The sequence below is a fragment of the Thalassospira profundimaris genome, assembly GCF_003326675.1.
Classification (GTDB): domain Bacteria; phylum Pseudomonadota; class Alphaproteobacteria; order Rhodospirillales; family Thalassospiraceae; genus Thalassospira; species Thalassospira aquimaris.
In genome coordinates, this window is record NZ_JPWF01000017.1 from 69,343 (window position 1) to 85,214 (window position 15,872).

Annotated in this window: 14 protein-coding genes; 5 read left to right on the top strand and 9 right to left on the bottom strand. The window is 55.1% G+C overall.

The features are described 5' to 3' along the window. Nucleotides 1-199: 199 nt before the first annotated feature. Nucleotides 200-2,644: a heavy metal translocating P-type ATPase gene (locus TH19_RS19445; RefSeq protein ID WP_114104015.1), complete on the bottom strand. Its 2,445-nt coding sequence runs from the start codon at nt 2,642-2,644 to the stop codon at nt 200-202. A gap of 177 nt (nt 2,645-2,821) precedes the next feature. Beyond that, a complete protein-coding gene (locus tag TH19_RS19450; protein WP_114104037.1) occupies nt 2,822-3,262 on the bottom strand; it encodes an ArsR/SmtB family transcription factor in 441 nt (146 codons plus the stop codon). A 259-nt stretch (nt 3,263-3,521) separates the two neighbouring features. On the opposite strand from TH19_RS19450, the gene TH19_RS19455 reads away from it, so the two are divergent. The 4 genes from TH19_RS19455 to TH19_RS19470 all read left to right on the top strand — a co-directional run bounded on the left by TH19_RS19455 (nt 3,522) and on the right by TH19_RS19470 (nt 5,668). Continuing rightward, entirely contained in the window at nt 3,522-4,076 is a 555-nt protein-coding gene (locus TH19_RS19455) for a DUF2975 domain-containing protein (protein WP_114104016.1), read from the top strand. Then, nucleotides 4,076-4,285: a helix-turn-helix domain-containing protein gene (locus tag TH19_RS19460; protein WP_114104017.1), complete on the top strand. Its 210-nt coding sequence runs from the start codon at nt 4,076-4,078 to the stop codon at nt 4,283-4,285. Before TH19_RS19455 ends, TH19_RS19460 begins: the two co-directional genes overlap by 1 nt. A gap of 105 nt (nt 4,286-4,390) precedes the next feature. Then, nucleotides 4,391-4,807: an MAPEG family protein gene (locus TH19_RS19465; RefSeq protein WP_114104038.1), complete on the top strand. Its 417-nt coding sequence runs from the start codon at nt 4,391-4,393 to the stop codon at nt 4,805-4,807. Nucleotides 4,808-4,912: 105 nt separating this feature from the next. Beyond that, nucleotides 4,913-5,668, top strand: coding sequence for an SDR family NAD(P)-dependent oxidoreductase (locus TH19_RS19470; protein WP_114104018.1), 756 nt, complete (start codon nt 4,913-4,915; stop codon nt 5,666-5,668). Between the two features lie 230 nt (nt 5,669-5,898). On the opposite strand, the gene guaA is transcribed toward TH19_RS19470, so the two are convergent. Then, nucleotides 5,899-7,452 (bottom strand): glutamine-hydrolyzing GMP synthase, encoded by a 1,554-nt coding sequence (gene guaA / locus TH19_RS19480; protein ID WP_114104020.1) that lies wholly within the window; start codon nt 7,450-7,452, stop codon nt 5,899-5,901. A gap of 290 nt (nt 7,453-7,742) precedes the next feature. Here guaA and TH19_RS19485 point away from each other — a divergent pair, with 290 nt between their 5' ends. Further along, complete coding sequence (locus tag TH19_RS19485; protein ID WP_114104021.1) at nt 7,743-8,060, top strand: hypothetical protein; 318 nt, start codon at nt 7,743-7,745, stop codon at nt 8,058-8,060. Between the two features lie 197 nt (nt 8,061-8,257). On the opposite strand, the gene TH19_RS19490 is transcribed toward TH19_RS19485, so the two are convergent. The 6 genes from TH19_RS19490 to TH19_RS19515 form a co-directional block, all read right to left on the bottom strand. After that, nucleotides 8,258-9,595, bottom strand: a complete 1,338-nt coding sequence (locus tag TH19_RS19490; protein ID WP_114104022.1) for an RsmB/NOP family class I SAM-dependent RNA methyltransferase — start codon at nt 9,593-9,595, stop codon at nt 8,258-8,260. A gap of 209 nt (nt 9,596-9,804) precedes the next feature. Next, complete coding sequence (guaB, locus tag TH19_RS19495; protein ID WP_114104023.1) at nt 9,805-11,271, bottom strand: IMP dehydrogenase; 1,467 nt, start codon at nt 11,269-11,271, stop codon at nt 9,805-9,807. Between the two features lie 257 nt (nt 11,272-11,528). Next, the gene (locus tag TH19_RS19500; protein WP_114104024.1) at nt 11,529-12,860 is read right to left on the bottom strand and encodes a methyl-accepting chemotaxis protein; all 1,332 of its coding nucleotides are present in this window, start codon (nt 12,858-12,860) and stop codon (nt 11,529-11,531) included. After that, a complete protein-coding gene (locus tag TH19_RS19505; RefSeq protein ID WP_114104025.1) occupies nt 12,835-13,359 on the bottom strand; it encodes a PAS domain-containing protein in 525 nt (174 codons plus the stop codon). Before TH19_RS19505 ends, TH19_RS19500 begins: the two co-directional genes overlap by 26 nt. A 180-nt stretch (nt 13,360-13,539) precedes the next feature. Further along, a complete protein-coding gene (locus TH19_RS19510; RefSeq protein ID WP_114104026.1) occupies nt 13,540-14,346 on the bottom strand; it encodes an RlmE family RNA methyltransferase in 807 nt (268 codons plus the stop codon). Between the two features lie 62 nt (nt 14,347-14,408). Continuing rightward, entirely contained in the window at nt 14,409-15,536 is a 1,128-nt protein-coding gene (locus TH19_RS19515) for a Ppx/GppA phosphatase family protein (protein WP_114104027.1), read from the bottom strand. Between the last annotated feature and the right edge of the window lie 336 nt (nt 15,537-15,872).

Here is a 15,872-nt window from a genome sequence, read left to right on the forward strand (position 1 = left end):
TTATAACGGAATTAATGCCGTTGTTTCGGATAAACCCTAACAGCGTTATTCCGGTGCTGTCAATTTTGTTTTGCCGTTTTTCCCGATGTACGCCCGTTTGCACCCCGCCTTTCAGGCAAAGAAAATGCCGCCAGTCGGGTCGGACTGACGGCATTCATTTTGGTGAATTTGTATCGGAAACAGGCAGCTAACCGCCCGCTTACCGGGCCTTTCGCAAGGCAATCAAAAGACGCAAACTGTTGATCGTGACCAGAACCGTTGCGCCGGTATCGGCCAGCACGGCCAACCACAAGCCGGTCAGGCCTGTGATCGACGTCACCAGAAACACCGCCTTAAGCCCAAGTGCGATTGCGATATTCTCCCGGATAACGCGGCGCGCTGCACGCGACAGCTTGACCAGATTAACCACATCGCCCAGCCGGTCCTTCACGGCCACCGCATCCGCGGCCTCCAGGGCGATATCCGTACCACCACCGATGGCAATCCCAACATCAGCCGATTTAAGCGCCGGGGCATCATTGATCCCGTCCCCGACCATTGCAATCGGACCGGAACGTTTGGGATCATCCCGCAAAGCGGTTAGCGCATTAAGCTTGTCTTCGGGCATCAGTTCGGCGCGATATTCCACTCCAAGCTCTGCGGCCATGCGTTTGGCAACGCGGGTAGCATCGCCGGTCAACATCACAGGCGTAATGTTAAGCCTGTTAAGTTCGGCAAGGGCGGCCTTTGCATCAGCACGCGCCACATCGCGCAGCGCCAAAGCCCCGATGATCTGCCGGTCTTTCAGGATAACAACGGCGGTACTACCCGCCTCTTCCTGAGCATCCAGCCAGTCGGCAACATCGCCATTCGGAATAACGCCAAGACGTTTTGCCGCCCCGACCTGATAGGTCACGCCATCAATAGAGCCTTCAACACCTGCGCCAGCAATGGTTTTGGCATTTTCAATCACCGGCAATTCAAGATTGCGGCTTTCGGCGGCCTGTACCACTGCGCGGGCCAGCGGATGGGACGTTACACTTTCCAACGCCGCGGCAATGGTCAGAAGTCCGTTTTCTCCAAAACCGTCGGTGGTTTTAATCGCGGCAACCTTTGGCTTACCCTCGGTCAGGGTGCCGGTTTTATCAAACGCCATGGTCCGAACCGCACCAATCAGTTCAAGCCCCGCACCACCCTTGACCAGAAGCCCGATCTTGGTGGCGCGCGCCAAAGCCGATGTCACCGCCGCAGGCGTTGAAATCACCAGCGCACAGGGACATCCGATCAACAGCAAGGCAAGACCGCGATAAATCCATTCATCCCACGACTGGCCGAACAGAACCGGCGGAATGACAATCGTCGCAGCGGCAAGCGCCATAATGATCGGCGTATAGATGCGGGCAAATTTCGCAACAAAGCGCTCAACCGGCGCCTTGTGCTTTTCACTTTGCTCCACCAGTTCAATCACACGATCAAGCATGGTTTGCCCGGCCGCACGGGTGACTTTTACCCGCACCGGACTGTCCGTTACGATGGCACCGGCAAAGACCTCGTCGCCTTGAACGCTGTGAACCGGGACTGATTCACCTGTCAGGTGGCTGTTGTCAACATCCGCCGCCCCCGATGCGATCACACCATCGGCCGGAATCCGTTCGCCAGGACGGATTTCGACAATATCATCAAGGGCAAGCTCGGCCGGGGAAACCGTTTTGAACTCCCCGTCAATCACCATACGTGCCTGTTCCGGGGCAAGCTTCATCAGGGCCTTGACCCCGCTTCGCGCCCGCCCGGCAGCAACACCTTCAAGCCGTTCACCAATCGCAAACAGCAAGACGACCATCCCGGCCTCAAGACTTTCGCCAATCGCCACCGCGCCGATGACCGCAACCGACATCAAAAGCTCGATCGAGAAAATGGCACCACTGCGCGCAAGGCGCATGGCCTTTTTCATCACTGGCAATGCTGCCAAAACAGACGCCACCGACATGGCATAGGGGGCCGTTGCCGGCACCAACGCCCCGATCACCCCACCAAGGATCAGGAACATGGCCGCAAAGGCGATTTCATCATTTTCCGAAGACCATGGTGCATACCAGCGACGCCGCTCCTCCGCGGCATCATCCGTTGCATGCGTGTGCACATGATCATGGCCGTGACTATGATCGGAGCCATGATCGTGGCCTTCATGCTGCCCTTCACCACCGCCACAGCACGCACTCTGCGCATTTTTGCGCGCAGCACCCGGTGCGGCCTTTTCCTGTGCCGGATAACCAAGTTTGGTCAGCATGGTGGAAATGTCGCCGCGATGATTGGCCTGATCGGTGGCAATGCCCAGGGTGACGGTTTCGCGCATCATCGACACATCAACACATGACACACCATCAAGCCTGCCAAGGGCCGTTTCGATCTTTGCAACACAGGACCCGCAATCCATGCCCGAAACCTGCCAGTGATAATGACCAACGGCCTTACCCTGCCTGGCAAGAATATCCTTAAGAACCGCGTCTTCATCGGCACTGGCCGGGGTCGAAATCGAAATCCCCTGCCCGTCACCGGAAATGCCATGATCGGGCACTGCCGCGTTCAACGCATCAATCAGGGACGCACGACATTGCGCACAACTTCCAATCGTCGGAAGGTCTTCCCATTTTGCGACGAAGGACATTCACTCACCTCATAAGATCAAATTTTCATTCATATGTTATATTCAAACTACGATTCATATATTGACCTGTCAAGAACATTCAAACCACCATTTGAATATGAAATTTGCGCAGGACAAATGCCCCGGCAGAATGTCGGATCAAGTCAATCAACCAATTGAATTACAAACGAAAAAAGATCAGTCGTGCGTCACATGGGCAAACACGTCGCGCACCACGCACGAGATATGTTCGTCATCAATCTGATAGAAAATATGCCGCCCGCAGCGTTCGGACGCCAGAATCCGCTGATCGCGCAGGTGACGCAGATGGTGACTGCACAGCGACTGCGACATGTTGGTCGCATCAGCCAGCTCGCTTACAGTTTGCGGCTTTTCCATACACCGCAAAACCAGTTGCAACCGCCCGGCATCCCCCAACAACGCAAAAATTTTTGCCGCCGCCTCGATATGGGGCAAGGAAAGATCTGCCCCCACCGCGCGTGATGCATCGCGCATAACGGCTTCGCCCTGCTCGGTACTAAGACCAAGACGGGCAGCGGTATCGCATTCCGCGCAATCGGTATCGGCAGATGTGGTCACGGCGTTTGCGGTCCGGTTTTTGGTTTTGCTTTCTGACATGCCCTTATTTTCCATGCCTGCCCATCCAAGGCAAGGGGAACTCGCCGGATTTCCCAACATTCCACCTTATAATCACACACCCACAAACGCGGCCAAACCCAACGGAATTACGCCGGAAACTGTTCTGTCATAGCACCTTATCGCAACATGCACAGGCATCTGCTTCTTTTTCCAGATTGACTCATATCGATAAATTATTCATGCTTTACATGAATTTTATAAATCGATTCGAGAATATCGATCACGAGGAGCCCCAAGAATGACCACCCTGCATCAGCCCGACACCCTTCAGAATGTCCGTCGCCTCAGTAGCATTTTGTATTGGGTCTGCAGCCTTGCCATCATCTTTCAGTTTCTGGTCGTGCCATTCATCTGGTACGTGCCGGGCTGGGTTGAAACCACGAGCAGCCAGATGACGGTTTCCATCACCGACCTGCATGCACTTTCGGGCTGGCAGAAATATGCCACCATGCTGGTCATGATGATCCCGTCGCTGATCCTGGCCTATGGCCTTAATCACCTGCGCAAGATGTTCGGGGCTTTTTCCAACAACGCCATCTTCCAGCCCGAACCGATCCGCCATCTTAAGCTGTTTGGCATTGCCCTTCTGGTGCAAACACTGGCCAAACCACTAACCGGGGCGGCGACTTCGGTTCTGGCAACCTTTCATCGCCCGGCTGGTGAACGGATGCTGTCGATTGGACTTAGCAATGCCGAGGCCAGCACCCTGTTCCTTGGCGGCCTGATCATTGTGATTGCATGGGTTCTTGGCGAAGCCGCCCGGATTGACGATGAAAACCGGAGCTTCGTCTAATGGGAATTGTCGTTCGACTTGATGTGATGCTTGCCACCCGCAAGATGAAATCCAAGGACCTTGCCGCCCGGATCGGGATCAGCGAACAGAACCTGTCGCTTTTGAAATCGGGCAAGGTACGTGGCGTGCGCTTTGAAACCCTTGCTGCAATCTGCAAGGAACTGGAATGCCAACCCGGCGATCTTCTGGAATTTGAAGTCGACGCCTGATCTTTCACCACTGGCGAGGTCCCCGAAGTCCCCACCCTCGCCCCTGATCCAACCATGCTGTTTCCGACGTAAGTTGATTAATGAAACTGCATGGTTGGATTTCCGGTGACTTACGAACTTTTCATTCTATTGCTTAATGCCCTGATCTGCCTTGGCATGCCATGGATCTATAATTACGCCTATGCCAAGCAGCCCGGCGTTGGCGGCAGGCGCCTGATGGGCAATCGCGACGGACTTCCCGAACGCATCGGCGTTGCTGCACGCGGCCTTCGTGCCCATCAGAACCAGTTGGAAAATCTGGTTCCCTTTGCGATCATTGTCCTCTGCGCACACCTCATCGGGGTTTCCAACAGGGTTACGATTATCTGCGCCACCCTGTTTCTAATCGCCCGCCTCGCCCATGCCGGATTTTATCTTGCCGGTATTACCCGGCTTCCCGGCGTCAATGGCGTGCGTTCCATCGCCTATTTCGTCAGCCTGTTCTCGATGCTGATCTATGCCACCCAACTGTTTTGGTACTAAGCAATAACCGATGCTTGCCGCCTGAAGAATGTTTTGCCTAAATGAAGGCAAGCGATGGCAACATGTCGCATAAACAGCAAAATACTTCAGGAGAGGAAGCAATAAATGTCAAAGAAGATCGCCCTGGTCACCGGCGCTGCACGCGGAATTGGGCTGGCCACCGCCAAACTGTTCATCGCCCAAGGCTGGAACGTTGCGATGATAGACCGTGATGGCGATGAATTGCAAAGCGCCTCGGCCGATCTTTCCGACGCCAAACCGTTTATCTTTGACGTCTCGATCCCCGAACAGGTCGATCAAATGATCGCAGATGTCCTTGGCGCATTTGGTCAGATTGATGCGGTGGTGAACAATGCCGGCGTGGCCGATTTCCTGCCGGTCGAAGAAACCAGCTTTGCCACCTGGCGCCGGATCATGGAAACCAATCTTGATGGTGTATTCCTTGTCTCTCAGGCCGCCATTCCGGCGCTAAAGGAAACCAAGGGCGCAATCGTCAATATCGGCTCGATCTCGGGCCTGCGTGCATCTACCCTTCGCGTGGCCTATGGCACATCAAAGGCAGCGGTCATTCACATGACCAAACAACAGGCCGCCGAACTTGGCGAATATGGCATTCGCGCCAATTGCGTCTGCCCCGGCCCGGTCAAAACCAAACTGGCGATGGCGGTACATTCGCCTGAAATCATCTCGGCCTATCTGGATGCCATGCCGCTTGGCCGCTATGGCACGGAAAATGAAATCGCCGAAGTCATCCATTTCCTGTGTTCGGACAAGGCAAGCTTCGTCACCGGCCAAATCGTTGCGGCAGACGGCGGGTTTGAAACCACCGGCGTTGGCCTGCCTGCACTCCGCCGAAAGTAAAGACCATGAAACCATGCGCCCGCTTCGCCTGATCATCGCATTGACCGCTCTGTTGGCCCTGTCCTCCTGCCTGACCTTCAACTGGCAACGCAGCGTCCAACAGGTCTTGTCAAATGCGTGCAATTCAACAGGTGATTGCGGGTCGGATGGACCGTAAGGCTCAAACGAACTCCAAAACAAAACGGCGCGCCCTATGGACGCGCCGTTTGTTGTTTCCGGTATCGGAAAACTTATTCCCACTCGATGGTTCCCGGTGGTTTCGAGGTGAAGTCATAGGTGACACGGTTGATGCCGTTGACTTCATTGATGATCCGGTTGGCGATGCGGCCAAGCAGTTCGGGCGGGAACGCATAGAAGTCCGCGGTCATGCCATCGGTCGAGGTAACCGCACGAAGGGCACAGGCATAGTCATAGGTACGACCATCGCCCATCACGCCAACGGTACGGACCGGCAGCAGAACGGCGAATGCCTGCCAGATCGCATCATAAAGACCGGCATTGCGGATTTCTTCGAGATAGATCGCATCGGCTTTGCGCAGGATATCAAGCTTTTCACGCGTGATCGGCTGGCCCGGAATACGGATCGCAAGACCCGGTCCAGGGAACGGATGACGACCGACAAAGCTGTCGGGCAGGCCCAATTCACGACCAAGATCACGAACTTCGTCCTTGAACAGTTCACGAAGCGGCTCAACCAGCTTCATGTTCATGCGTTCCGGAAGACCACCAACGTTATGGTGTGACTTGATGGTGACCGACGGACCACCGGTAAAGGACACACTTTCGATCACGTCAGGATAAAGCGTGCCCTGTGCCAGGAAGTCTGCACCACCGATTTTCTTGGCTTCTTCTTCGAAGGTCTCGATGAAGAGACGACCAATGGTTTTGCGTTTTACTTCCGGATCGGTTTCGCCTTCGATGGCACCGATAAAGGTTTCGGACGCATCAACATGAACCAGCGGAATGTTGTAATGGTCACGGAACAGCGATACGACCTGATCAGCCTCGCCCGAGCGCATGAAGCCATGATCGACAAACACACAAGTTAGCTGATCGCCGATTGCTTCGTGGATCAGAACAGCGGTAACCGAGCTGTCAACACCGCCCGACAGACCACAGATGACCTTGCCATCACCGACCTGCTTGCGGATCTTGTCAATCGCATCGTCCTTATAGGCATTCATCGTCCAGTCGCCAGAGCAACCGGCAACGCCATGCGTGAAGTTCTTAAGGAGCTGCGCGCCATGCGGGGTATGGACCACTTCCGGGTGGAACTGAACCGCATAGAATTTCTTTTCGTCATTGGCGATGGCGGCAAACGGTGCGCCTTCGGATTTGCCAACAACGCGGAAGCCCTCGGGAAGGGCATCGACACGGTCGCCGTGGCTCATCCAGACCTGTTCGCGTGCGCCAGCCGCCCACACACCGGTGAACAGCGCGCAATCTTCGATCACGTCAACAAAGGCACGACCGAATTCACGATGATCGGAAGTCGCGACCTTACCGCCAAGCTGGTTGACCATGGTCTGCTGACCATAGCAGATGCCCAGAACCGGAACGCCAAGCTCGAACACCTTGGTCGGCGCCGACGGTGCCTTGTCCCAATGGACAGACGCCGGGCCACCCGAAAGGATCACGGCCTTGGGGGCATATTCATCAAGGAACGCATCCGAGATGTTATTAAAAGGATGGATCTCGCTATAGACACCGCTTTCACGCACGCGACGTGCAATAAGCTGGGTGACCTGTGATCCGAAATCAATAATCAGCACGCGATCAGTCATCGGGCCGTATCTCCGTCGAAGATGGGGTTGCGCCGTACATACGCCAAACCATCGTGATGGGCAACCCGGCGCAGGTGGTCACCCAACGATGCATTCAAAAAACTTTTGCCCCTATTTCCGGGCTTTGGGGAAGATTGCGGCGTTTTTGCGCACATTTCCCCCAGAAATTCCCACAATTGGTCCCTTTTTCCTTCGCAATAGGCGTGCATTCTCCAACTTAACGGAACGCGGGAAACAACGCGTCCGAGCATGAGCAACGCATTTTTGATCAAAGCAAGGGACACGTAACCATGAGCACTTCCAAAGGTAGTAAAATCGCACTCGCCGTCGCTGGTCTTATTCTGGTTGCCGGTACAGCCACCGCAATCGCCATGACGCAGAAAGACGGCGGCTCTGCCCTTCCGGTCTTTGGGACCGAGGAAAGCGCCCCGGCCCAGAATTCCGAAACCATCGCACCGGCTGCTCCGAGTGCCGAGATCGGCGAAGGCCTGAAGACCGGCCCGGACGCCCAGGATGAAGTCATTCCGGGCATGAACAATCTTGAGAATTCCGAAGGTTCGGACAAGCCGACCACCATCTTTGATGGTGCGACCGAAAAAGCCGAATAAGCGGTTTTCAGCCAATATCGGGTCATCACCCGAAGGACCGTGGGCCTGGCAATTTGCAGAAGAGTCCATCAACGCAATTTTGCGTTCACGGTTAAACAAAACTGGCCCTGCGAGTATCCCTCGCAGGGCCTTTTTCTGTGCAGACAGACTGAGGCCGGTGAATGGCTTGGTGTCATATGCCATCACCGCCATCATCATTACTTTACCTTGCCTTTGGCGGTCCGTTCGAACACCGCGACAAAGAACCCGTCGGTGCCATGAACATTTGGCGACAGGCGCAGCCAAGGTTTGTCCTTGCCACCGGGAACCGGAACCGATTTCGGGGCATCCGGCCAGATTTCACTGACCGGCACCGGACGGAAATCCTTGCGATCGCGCATAAAGGTTTCAATCAGGCGTTCGTTTTCTTCGGGCATGATCGAACAGGTTGCATAAATCAGGCGACCGCCCTTGGTGACCTTTGCCGCACCGGCCTTAAGGATCTTGCTTTGCTGGGCCATCAGGGTGCGCAGGTCACGCTGACCAATACGCCAGCGCAAAGCAGGGTTACGGCGCAGCGTCCCAAGACCGGAACAGGGCACATCAAGCAACACACGATCAAAGAAACCGGACTTGTTGCGCAGCCAGCTGTCACGTTCATCGGCAATGATGCGTTGCTGGATGCAATCCCCGGCACCGGCACGGCGTGCACGTTTGCGCGCATTGTCCAGACGGCCACCATGGGTATCACAGGCAAGAATACGGCCCTTGCCGCGCATGTCGGCTGCAATTCCAAGGGTCTTGCCGCCACCGCCCGCACACATATCAAGGATGGTCATGCCCGGCTTGGCATCAACCAGATTGACACAAATTTGCGATGCTTCGTCCTGGATTTCGATCAGGCCGTCTTTATAGGCCGCGGTAACCAGCATATTCAGGCCCAGCGGCAAACGAAGGCCATTGGGCGCGAACGGGGTGCGTTCGATATCCTTGATGCCATCGGCTTTCAGCGACTTGATCGCGTCTTCGACCGAACCGCGCAAGCGGTTGACACGCAGATCAAGCTTGGCCGGCTGGTTATAGGCCGCCATTTCCGCCGACAGATTTTCATGATGAAGCTTCATCAGCTCCGCATACAGCCATTTCGGCAGTTCGGTTTTAACCGCGCCGGGCTGGGCATCATGATCCAGGGTCTTGTCAGCAAGCTTGTTGATCAGGTGTTTTTCATTGGGATGAAGGGTTTCCGGGCAGAATTGTTCGCCAGTGAAACGGTCTTCGATATCGGCCTTGGACAGACGATCATGCAAGACGAGATCGGCGATCATACGCGCACGACCATCCTGGAACTCGTAACCCATCTCGGCCAGCCACCAGCCCAGACGGGCCTGATGACGGATCAGGTTATAGAAACGTTCGCTGATTTCACGGCGATCGCCACCACCGATATAGCGGCGTGATCCGAAATAGCCTGATACAACGCGGTCTGCGTCGTCTCGGGTATGGGTCCAACCGTCGTAAAGCTCAATGACGGCTGCGATACGTGCACCGGGTTTCAAAGCGAATTTCCAACCTGTTTTGTGGGTGTTACTGCTGCTTCGGATATAGGAAGCGCGAACACACCTTACGATAAAAAAGACGATGACGGCAGGAAGACCTGCCGTCATCTGAATTTGTTGGCTGCTGATAGCATGTGACAGGCTGTTCGCCAACCACTTCAAATGCAAGGCTGCTCAGCATTATCGCAACCCGTCAGCAACCCGTGCCCTTAGCTGCCCGGACGATAGTTCGGGGCTTCGCGGGTGATGGTCACATCGTGGGCGTGGCTTTCGCGCAGGCCCGCATTGGTGATGCGAACGAACTCGGCACGTTCACGGAAGTCCGCAAGGGTTGCCGAACCGGTATAGCCCATCGACGCCTTAAGACCGCCAACCAGCTGGTGAATGATCTGACCTGCCGGACCTTTGTACGGTACGCGACCTTCGATCCCTTCGGGAACCAGTTTCAGGTTGTCCTGAACGTCCTGCTGGAAGTAACGGTCAGCCGAGCCGCGTGCCATCGCACCGACCGAGCCCATACCACGATAGGACTTATAGGAACGGCCCTGATAAAGGATGACTTCACCCGGGGCTTCGTCCGTACCGGCCAGAAGCGATCCGACCATACAGGTGCTTGCACCCGCAGCCATCGCCTTGGCAATATCGCCCGAGAACTTGATACCGCCATCAGCAATGATCGGAACATCAAGCTTAAGGCCAACCTCGGCACAATCAAGAATGGCGGTCAGCTGCGGAACGCCAACACCGGCCACAATACGGGTGGTGCAGATCGACCCCGGGCCGATGCCGACCTTGACTGCATCCGCACCGGCATCGGCCAGTGCCCGGACGGCGTCCGCGGTTGCAACGTTACCGGCAATGATCTGGGTATCGCCAACTTTTGATTTGATCTGCTCGACTGCCTTGATCACGCCTGCCGAATGGCCGTGGGCGGTATCAATGACCAGAATGTCAACGCCGGCTTCCACAAGGGCCGCTGCACGTTCGAAACCGGCTTCGCCAACACCGGTTGCCGCGGCAACGCGCAAACGACCGCTTTCGTCCTTGCAGGCATTCGGGTGCAGTTTGGCTTTTTCGATGTCCTTGACCGTGATCAGGCCGGTGCAACGATAGGCGTCATCAACAACCAGAAGCTTTTCAATGCGGTGTTGGTGCAGAAGTTTCTTGGCTTCGGTGGTGTCGACGTTTTCGGTCACCGTCACCAGACCTTCGTGGGTCATCAGCTCGGAAACCGGCTGTGCACGGTTTGATGCAAAGCGGACGTCACGGTTGGTCAGAATACCAACCAGCTTTTTCGAGCCACGCTCGACCACCGGAATACCGGAAATATGGTTTGCATCCATCAGATCAAGCGCATCGGCAAGCGTCTGGTCTGGATGAATGGTAATCGGGTTCACAACCATGCCCGATTCGAATTTCTTCACACGACGAACTTCTTCGGCCTGCTGCGCGATATCGAGGTTCTTGTGAATAACCCCCATGCCGCCGTGCTGCGCCATTACAATCGCCATTGCGCTTTCGGTTACGGTATCCATAGCCGAGGAAAGCAGCGGGATTCTAAGGTCAATCTTCTTGGTAATGCGGGTATTGGTCTGCACCTGTGCCGGCAACACTTCGGATGCGGCAGGTTTGATCAAAACGTCGTCAAACGTCAGGGCTTCTACAATGCGGGTCATCTGGCCACCTCGTTAATCTGAGTTGGCGCGGAATTTATACATGTTATGCCCCAAATGCCAAGTTTTCTGCGCCCATAACAGCCCTGTGATTTTATTGATGCTTTATTTTGCGCATTCCGTTAGAAACTGGTCGATGGGGCTGCTGACAGGCTGTGCAGTTTTATCAACCTGTTCAAACAATAGCCATTCCCCCAAATCCTCCCATGCGATTCAGGTGACATTCCACGCAGAGCACGTGCTGTGCAAAAGGATAAAGCTTAACTGACGGCTTCTTTGGCCCGGTTATCAAGCACCTGACCGATAAAGTTCCGAACATCACCATCAAGGCTTTCGGCCCGGCCCAAAAGGCCATTGGCCTCGTCATGCAAGGCAACCAGAACTTCCCGGGAATCATTGGTTCCCGACGCGACAAGTGCGACGCTCGTCACGATATCGCGCATCCGGGTGACGGCCTGTTCGATACGATTGCTGATTTCCGCAACGGCGTCGGTCTGTTCACGGGTTGCATCTGCCACAAGGCGCGCACCGTTATCGATTTCCGTGATGGTTTCACTGATCTCGTGGACAAAGACCACGGCCTCGCGGGTCATTTCCTGCATCTGGCCGATTTCGCGAATAACTTCTTCGGCGGCATGGCTGGACTGATTGGCAAGGTTTTTGACCTCGGACGCCACCACGGCAAACCCTTTGCCCGCCTCGCCTGCACGTGCGGCTTCGATTGTCGCATTCAGCGCCAGAAGGTTTGTCTGCTCGGCAACATCCGTAATCAGTTTGACGACACTGGTGACCGACGTCGCCAGGCTATCAAGCCGTTCCATATGTTCGCCTGCCGACCGGGCCCGCTCGACCGCCACTTCGGACAGGGACGCCGAACCGTCGATCTGCGATCCGATCTGCTTGATTGATCCGCTAAACTGTTCGGTTGCGGTTGCAATACCATCAAGGGCCGCACTGCTTTCCTCGGCGGCACGACGCATTTCCGAACTTTGATCGGCGATCTTGGTAACGTTCTGTGACAGGAAATCGGAATTCGATGTCAGTTTGCGCGCACTGTCGGACAAGTCACCGACAACAAATTTAAGATCATCACCAATCCGCCCGGCACTGCTGCGAAACGTTTTGGTCTGAACATCCATGATATCAAGCGCATTATTGACCTTTTCGGCATAGCCGATCAGATCACCGCGCAAGCCACGCGGAACGATTTTGCGATAATAATCACCACGCGATGCGCAATTCATCGCAGCGGCGGCTTCTTTGGTAAAAGCCTCTGTCAGGTCAAGCAGCTGGTTGACGGCATTTTGCATATTGGCAAGCTTGCCACGGCTCTGACGGTTGGAAATACGGGCATCCATATTGCCTGCTGCCGCGGCAAGAACCGTATCGCAAAGCTCGTCAAGAATGTGCTGCTGCCGATAAACCGTAAGCGCCCCTGATACACAGCAAATGGTCAGAAGCCCGGCAAACCCGACAACACCCAATGTCAGGAATTCAGGCCAGACCAGAACAGATGCAATTGTCAAAAAGCCAAGGCACCAGCAACCTGCCAGCACCAAGCGCAGGTTAGAGAGTGAAAACAAATTGATCATAATCGATGCCCGCGTCCCCAAGAAGTTTCCCCACCATTGCGGTTCCACGCGCCATCCCTTCCTTGCGATTTCGTTCTTTTGCTTCTTCTTCGCAAAGAGCCGCATATAGCGGTATGACTTTTTCAAGTGCGTCACGGCGCGGGACGCGTCGGTTGGAATGATAACCGATGATTTTGCCGTTCGGACCAAAGGTCGGCGTCACATTGGCCAAAACCCAATAATGATCGCCATTCGAACAACGGTTAATGACATAGGCAAAGATCTCGCGTCCGGCTTCGATCGTTTCCCACAGCAGAGAAAAGACACATCGGGGCATGTCGGGATGGCGAATGATGCTGTGCGGTTGACCAAGGATGTCGCGCTCACGATATCCGGCCACACGCAGGAACACATCATTTGCATATGTGATCCGACCTTTGAGGTCCGTTTTTGAAACGATGATTTCGTGTTCGTCGAAATGACGTTCGACACCGGTCAGAAACAGATTGTCTTGCTTCATCAAATTCACCCCACAACAAAGGACCTTTGCCCGGAAAGGTCCTTCTTGCCCACAAACATGTCATTGCAGATTGAGCCGCAACTATAACCTGCAAAGTCTGTGAGGTGGATTGATGTAGCGCAAGTGAAAACGAATATTTGAACTTACGGATTTAGGACTGCAACGCAGCAAAACCGGCGATTATTCGACCGGTGACCAGCTGTCGCCTTCACGCACTTCGGCGTTCTTGATATCGTCTTCGGCGTTGTTTTGACCACGGAATCCGGTGGCGATCAGGTAGGCCTCCGGGCTTTCCGGACGCGATGCCGGCGGCTTGGCATGTTTGGTCACGCGGAAGTTTTTCTTCACCCGGTCCAGAAGGTCGTTCTCGGTTCCGCCCTTGAACACCTTGGCAATAAAGATACCGCCCGGTGCCAGAACTTCCTCGGCGAACAGCAATGCATGTTCGACCAGATCAATGATCCGGATATGGTCTGTCTGGCGATGGCCGGTGGTTTCCGGCGACATATCGGAAATAACCGCATCAACCGGGCCATCAAGGGCCTGCTTGATCATATCCGGTGCCTGGGGATCAAGGAAGTCGGCCTGCAAACAGGTTGCGCCTGAAAGACCTTCCCATTCCAGAATATCAAGACCAACAACCTGACCGCGCCCGTGTTTGGAGCCGACCATATCGACCGCAACCTGCGTCCAGCCACCCGGTGCGGCGCCAAGGTCAACAATGCGCATGCCCGGACGCAACAGATCGAACTGGTTGTTAATTTCAATCAGCTTGAAGGCCGCACGCGACCGATAGCCAAGACGCTTTGCTTCCTGCACGTACGGATCATTAAGCTGCCGGTCGAGCCAGCGCGTCGAGGACAGCTTGCGCCCCTTGGCACTTTTGACACGTGTGCGCAAACCGCGCCGCGCGCCGGTGTCGATGGCTGCAATGGCCGAACCCTTGCGGCGGCGCTGCCCGCCTTTTCCGCTGCGATTTTCGCTCATGATCTTTCCTGAACTGAATTCTGTTTGGGCCAATGACCTGTCGGGACGATTGCGTCAACCGATCAGGATGAAGCCGGAATATGGGACACTGTATGACGGCGCGCGTCGCAAGGGTCAATAGCATGACCGTCCGCACGCATCAAATCGACCAAAATACCTTCGCGCAAACCACGATCCGCGACCTTTAGGGTCGCCAACGGCCAGATATCGCGAATCGCGGCAAAGATCGCCGCCCCCGCATCCATCAGCTCGGCCCGCTGGTTTCCGATACAGGGATGACCTTTGCGCTTGTCATTTTCCATTCTAAGCAACAGCTCGGTCACCCGTTCTGCATCATCAAAACGCAGATCGGATCCATCGACCTTGTGGCGCTCATAACGCTCAAGCCCAAGGGCGATGCCACAGAATGTCGTAACCGTGCCCGATGTGCCAACCATCTGAACCTTGTTGTCATCCAGCATATCGGTACAGCAATTGCGCTTGGCAAATTCTTCAAGACGCTGACGGATTTCGGTGCGCATGGCTTCGAACCGTTCGCGACGCTCCTCGACCGAGGCATAGCGTTCGGTCAAACACAAGACACCGCATGGCATCGAAAGCGTTTCAATGCACTGGGTCTTGCCGGTGTTATCAACCTTGATCCAGCAAATTTCCGTGCTGCCACCGCCAATATCAAACACCACCGCATAGGGACGTTCATCAAGCAGGGCCGAACAGGCCTGAAGCGCCAGACGGCTTTCCTCGTCCGGGTTGATGATATCAAGGACGATGCCGGTTTCTTTTTCAACGCGGCGGACAAATTCATCGCGATTATTCGCTGTCCGGCAGGCCTCGGTCGCAACCGCACGCAATCTTGCCCCCGGATGACGGCGCAGCTTCTTTGCACAGATGCGCAGCGCGTCAATTGCCCGTTCCATCGCGGCTTCGCACAGATAGCCCTTTTCACGCACTCCTTCGCCAAGGCGCACAACACGCGAAAAGGCATCAATCACCTTGAAACCGTCATTGCACGGACGCGCGACCAGAAGACGGCAATTGGAACTGCCAAGATCAATCGCGGCATAAAGCGGGGCTGTGATGCAATCGACCATCCGCGATGGCTTTTCCCGATCACCAGGCACCTGAACAGATTGGCCGGGTTGCGGCATGGCGGGTTTTTCCGGCAAATCCAGCACGGCGTGCTCGCCCATTGCAGCGCCGCCTGCTGGGCCTTGTGCCCGATGCGAGTTGCTATGGGGATTAACCTGCTTCACTTTGCGAAAACCTGCCTTCTGTTATCAACGTTACCTGTATCGGCGATCATCAAGACATTTATATGACGATCTTGCGAATCAGCTATATGAGTGTAACGACAATCCCGAACAAGGCAAATCCCCTATGCAGTAATCGCATGGTTGACCAGATCGAAACAAAAAAGGGGTTGCCAAAACCAAGCGGGTTTTATACATAGCGCCCCACGCCACGATACAAACGTGTCGGGCGGACCAAGTTTTGTTGGGGAATAGGTTAACGGTAGACCTACGGAC

Excerpts from the sequence above, each read along its gene's own strand:
- TH19_RS19445 (WP_114104015.1), bottom strand. The coding sequence starts at position 2,644 with ATGTCCTTCGTCGCAAAATGGGAAGACCTTCCGACGATTGGAAGTTGT.
- TH19_RS19450 (WP_114104037.1), bottom strand. The coding sequence starts at position 3,262 with ATGTCAGAAAGCAAAACCAAAAACCGGACCGCAAACGCCGTGACCACA.
- TH19_RS19455 (WP_114104016.1), top strand. The coding sequence starts at position 3,522 with ATGACCACCCTGCATCAGCCCGACACCCTTCAGAATGTCCGTCGCCTC.
- TH19_RS19460 (WP_114104017.1), top strand. The coding sequence starts at position 4,076 with ATGGGAATTGTCGTTCGACTTGATGTGATGCTTGCCACCCGCAAGATG.
- TH19_RS19470 (WP_114104018.1), top strand. The coding sequence starts at position 4,913 with ATGTCAAAGAAGATCGCCCTGGTCACCGGCGCTGCACGCGGAATTGGG.
- guaA (WP_114104020.1), bottom strand. The coding sequence starts at position 7,452 with ATGACTGATCGCGTGCTGATTATTGATTTCGGATCACAGGTCACCCAG.
- TH19_RS19485 (WP_114104021.1), top strand. The coding sequence starts at position 7,743 with ATGAGCACTTCCAAAGGTAGTAAAATCGCACTCGCCGTCGCTGGTCTT.
- guaB (WP_114104023.1), bottom strand. The coding sequence starts at position 11,271 with ATGACCCGCATTGTAGAAGCCCTGACGTTTGACGACGTTTTGATCAAA.
- TH19_RS19500 (WP_114104024.1), bottom strand. The coding sequence starts at position 12,860 with ATGATCAATTTGTTTTCACTCTCTAACCTGCGCTTGGTGCTGGCAGGT.
- TH19_RS19505 (WP_114104025.1), bottom strand. The coding sequence starts at position 13,359 with ATGAAGCAAGACAATCTGTTTCTGACCGGTGTCGAACGTCATTTCGAC.
- TH19_RS19510 (WP_114104026.1), bottom strand. The coding sequence starts at position 14,346 with ATGAGCGAAAATCGCAGCGGAAAAGGCGGGCAGCGCCGCCGCAAGGGT.
- TH19_RS19515 (WP_114104027.1), bottom strand. The coding sequence starts at position 15,536 with ATGGGCGAGCACGCCGTGCTGGATTTGCCGGAAAAACCCGCCATGCCG.